A 3,650-nucleotide genomic window follows, 5' to 3' on the forward strand; every position below is an offset into this window, starting at 1 on the left:
TGTATTCACCACATAATGAAAAAGTCTATATAAAGTTAAGTGAGGATTCGAAACAAGGTCAAATCAAAATGCAAATTATAAATACAGGTGTCAATATTAAAGATGAAGATTTACAACAAATTTTCAAACCATTTTATCGAATTGAAAAATCAAGAAATCGAAATACTGGAGGAAATGGTTTGGGGCTATATATTGTTAAACAAATTCTTGAAACACTAGATATAAAGTATTCAATGAAAAATATGGAACATAGTGTGCAATTTTGCATGAGTATTCCATTATCTAAACATAAAAACAAACAAACTCTCCTTTAAATAGGACGAGTTTGTTTGTTTTTGTAGTAAGTATAAACTTATTAACAGGTTTTTCATTTGATGATATGTATGTTCTTAGAGCTGCTTTTGATAAGCAATCTGTGCAAGATCTTCTTGGGAATTTAATAGTTGTTCGCCAATCTACCCTGCATTTACTTAGAAGCTTAGATAAAGAAGCTTGGTCACAAAGAGGAAATGCGAATAATTCTGAAGTTACAGTTCGTGCATTAGCATACATTATTGCTGGTCATGAGCTTCATCATCTTCAAATTATAAAAGAACGTTACCTTGGTCCTGATTTATATCCAGCAACTTAATATTTGAAGAAAATGAGTCCTATTTATGTAGTGCTCTTTTTCAGTATTTATAACGAATTAGCGCTTAGAACCATGGCAATTAAATGCATTTATTTATAAAATTCACCACATAATATTTATGCTATCCCTTCTTATTCTGTACATAATTTTCTTTAGGCTGATATACTATAAACGCAATAGTTCTGGAAAGGTGATGATAGTATGTATGAACAACAAAATAATAGAGATAGAGATCAAAAAATGATGTTTTCTATGCAAGGAGTTCCCACAAATAAAATTAACATGCATCAATTACCTAAATGGATTAGAATTTTTGGCTATTGTGCGTTTGGTTGGATAATAGTATTTAGTTTAATTATGATTGTAGGTTTAATTCTGCAATAACTATACAGAGTAGGTAAACGGGACGATATTTAGGTCATACATCTAGGTAATGTCCCGTTTTTTATGTGTGATTATCCCATGATATAGGTAACCAATTATAATAAAAAGAACCTGTAGAATATCCTACAAGTTCTTTTTATTATATTATTAAAACGGGAACAACAAACTATTTTAACATTCAGTACAGGGAGACCATTTTGATTATGGCTTGATTTTATTATAAATCAAATATAAGCTTTTGAAAGGTCTAGATTTTGAAAATTATGTGAATTAAAAAGCTACGATGTTTATATTAGATTTCATTTACGACCAACTTCTGCTTATTTAAATACACTGCACGATCTGATTTTTTAGCAACCTCCTGTGAGTGCGTCACAACAATAATGCATTTATTCTCTTTATGTGCAAGTTCTTGAAATAGCTCTATTATATCCATTGCAGTTTCCTCGTCGAGGTTTCCTGTCGGCTCATCTGCAATCAGTAAATCAACATTACAAGATAGTGCTCGAGCAATTGCTACACGCTGTTGTTGTCCGCCGCTTAGTTGCAGGACGTTTCGTTTCGCTTCAACTTCTGTGAGTCCTACCCTTTCTAACAATTCTAATGCTCTTGCTGTTTTATTTTGCACTTTAACACCCGTAATTTCCATTGCTGTTAAGACATTTTGAAGAGCTGTCATATAGGTTATCAAATTATAAGATTGGAAAATTACAGATACATTTTGATTACGGTATCGATCCAAACCAATTTTTCTAATATCTTTACCATTATACAGTACATAACCATTTTTAGGGACATCCAGTCCACAACCTAAGCTCAGAGTTGTGGTTTTACCAGATCCAGATGGTCCTAAAATCGTGTAGAAATGTCCTTTTTGGAAAGAAAAGTTAACATTATCTAGTATCGCTACATTTTTCCCATTACTTTCATAATAATAATCCAAATTTTTAAACTGTAAAATCGTCTCCATATTAAGCCTCCTCATTCATCTTTTAAAAGAATTTGTTTTGGGTTTAAACGTAGAATAGATAATGATGGAAGAAGCGTTGCTATTATAGCAATAGCCAGTCCAATTCCACCCATTTTCCCTACATCTTCTCCTGTTACACTTACATCAATTTTATCAATTGGATCTTCTTTTTGATTTTGTAGAGTACCACCAGATCCAGCCATCATTACAGTACCATGTTGCGAAGTATCTGTTTCTTCGCTTGCAGTAGCAATTTCATTCGAAAGTAAATTATCTCCGATATATTGAGAAACTTTAGCTCCTGTTGTTATGGATAATCCAAATGCTAAAATAGCGACACACACTACTTCTACTACGAATTGCGCTATCAGTTTCCACTTTTTCTCTCCAATAGACAATAGAATTCCCATTTCTTTACGACGTCCTTTAATTGATAGCATAATGATTAATCCTAAAATAATTGCACCTGCAATCGATACAATATAAATAATCATTTGAGAAGTCGAAGAGATATTTTCGATAGGACCAATCATTTGCTTGTACAATGAATCATGCGCATCTAATTTATAATAATTAAAATCAATGTTAGATTTTTTTGCTTCTTTTTTAAATGCATCAATATATTGTGGATCATTCAAGAAATACACGACTTGACCACTACTTATACCTTGGTCTACTTCTAATTTTTTCATAGTTGAATGCGGCATATATAGTTTATTAGCTGGATCCATAATAGGAGGAGCCTGTTGACCCATTGCTTGCTCATTTGTTTCGTAAATGCCGATAATTTCAACCTCAAGAGTTTCCTTCTTATCCCCTGATTGTACTTTAACTTTGTCTCCTACTTTCAAATTGTTTAATTCCGCTAATCGTTTTTCCATTAAAGCTACATTCTGATCCTTCATTTGCTCTGTTATTGGTTTTCCATCAATGATTTTACTTTTTCCGTTTTTAAAGCTTTCTTGTAATGCAGTCTTGCGAACTCCCTCAATCATAAAAGAAGCATTTATATCTATTTCTGTACCAGAGCTTGAACCGCCTCGCGCAGCCGTCATTCCCACTTTACCTTTTCCTTCTTCTTCTCCTTCTGAAGCTCCTACTAGTTTAAGCCCATCAGAAATACCGAAAGTGTTAGCTATGTAATTATAATCTTTTACATACTTGGACTTCGCTAATTGATCTGTTTCTTTTGCATCGAGCTGCGGCGGATTTGGCATTTCTCCAGTTTCCTTAGCTTTTTGACCTATTTTGTCGAAATCAAGACCTAAAGTAACATCTGCACCAAGTTTTTTTCTTGCAGCATCCGCTGCTTTTTTTGATGCATTTTGGATTGTGAAACCTGAAAGAACCAAATTTGTAACAATCAGAAAAACTGCCATCAAAATTAATGATGTTCCTATCCTTTTTTTCATACTGAGAATTGCTCGTTTCATAAAATTCATTTTTCTTACCTCCTTGATAACTTGTATTCTATATAGGTTATCTAGAGTTTATATGGAGCTAATCGGTAGTTTAACTAGAGATATAAGGAGTTTATGTGTAGTTATTCATTTACCTGTTCAAGAAAAACTAGAACACAAATTCAAAAATGCAGTCGTTTTTGAATATTGGTAAGGAGTTAGTCAATTTAAGAGACTTATAGAAAAGAGAGGTTAAGCTTAATTT

General features: G+C 32.6%; 4 protein-coding genes and 1 pseudogene. 3 read left to right on the plus strand and 2 right to left on the minus strand.

From position 1 onward, the window contains the following. The 3 genes and pseudogenes from ABWK52_RS06035 to ABWK52_RS06045 all read left to right on the plus strand — a co-directional run. Window positions 1–314: ATP-binding protein (locus ABWK52_RS06035; RefSeq protein WP_353771895.1), on the plus strand; the 314-nt coding region annotated here is incomplete at its 5' end. Window positions 315–355: 41 nt separating this feature from the next. Continuing rightward, a pseudogene (locus ABWK52_RS06040) lies at window positions 356–631 on the plus strand (DinB family protein); the annotation flags it as partial. Between the two features lie 201 nt (window positions 632–832). After that, a complete protein-coding gene (locus ABWK52_RS06045) occupies window positions 833–1,015 on the plus strand; it encodes a hypothetical protein (protein ID WP_000273232.1) in 183 nt (60 codons plus the stop codon). Between the two features lie 292 nt (window positions 1,016–1,307). On the opposite strand, the gene ABWK52_RS06050 is transcribed toward ABWK52_RS06045, so the two are convergent. Both ABWK52_RS06050 and ABWK52_RS06055 read right to left on the minus strand, forming a co-directional pair. Next, on the minus strand, window positions 1,308–1,985 hold the full coding sequence (locus tag ABWK52_RS06050) for an ABC transporter ATP-binding protein (RefSeq protein ID WP_087947677.1): 678 nt from the start codon (window positions 1,983–1,985) through the stop codon (window positions 1,308–1,310). Window positions 1,986–1,996: 11 nt separating this feature from the next. Next, window positions 1,997–3,427 carry an ABC transporter permease gene (locus tag ABWK52_RS06055; RefSeq protein ID WP_098541890.1) on the minus strand — a complete coding sequence of 477 codons (1,431 nt, stop codon included), beginning with the start codon at window positions 3,425–3,427 and terminating at the stop codon, window positions 1,997–1,999. Window positions 3,428–3,650 lie beyond the last annotated feature (223 nt).

Origin of the sequence: Bacillus sp. AP50, from assembly GCF_040492675.1 — a bacterium.
Lineage (GTDB): Bacteria > Bacillota > Bacilli > Bacillales > Bacillaceae_G > Bacillus_A > Bacillus_A cereus.

Excerpts from the sequence above, each read along its gene's own strand:
- ABWK52_RS06050 (WP_087947677.1), bottom strand. The coding sequence starts at position 1,985 with ATGGAGACGATTTTACAGTTTAAAAATTTGGATTATTATTATGAAAGT.
- ABWK52_RS06045 (WP_000273232.1), top strand. The coding sequence starts at position 833 with ATGTATGAACAACAAAATAATAGAGATAGAGATCAAAAAATGATGTTT.
- ABWK52_RS06055 (WP_098541890.1), bottom strand. The coding sequence starts at position 3,427 with ATGAATTTTATGAAACGAGCAATTCTCAGTATGAAAAAAAGGATAGGA.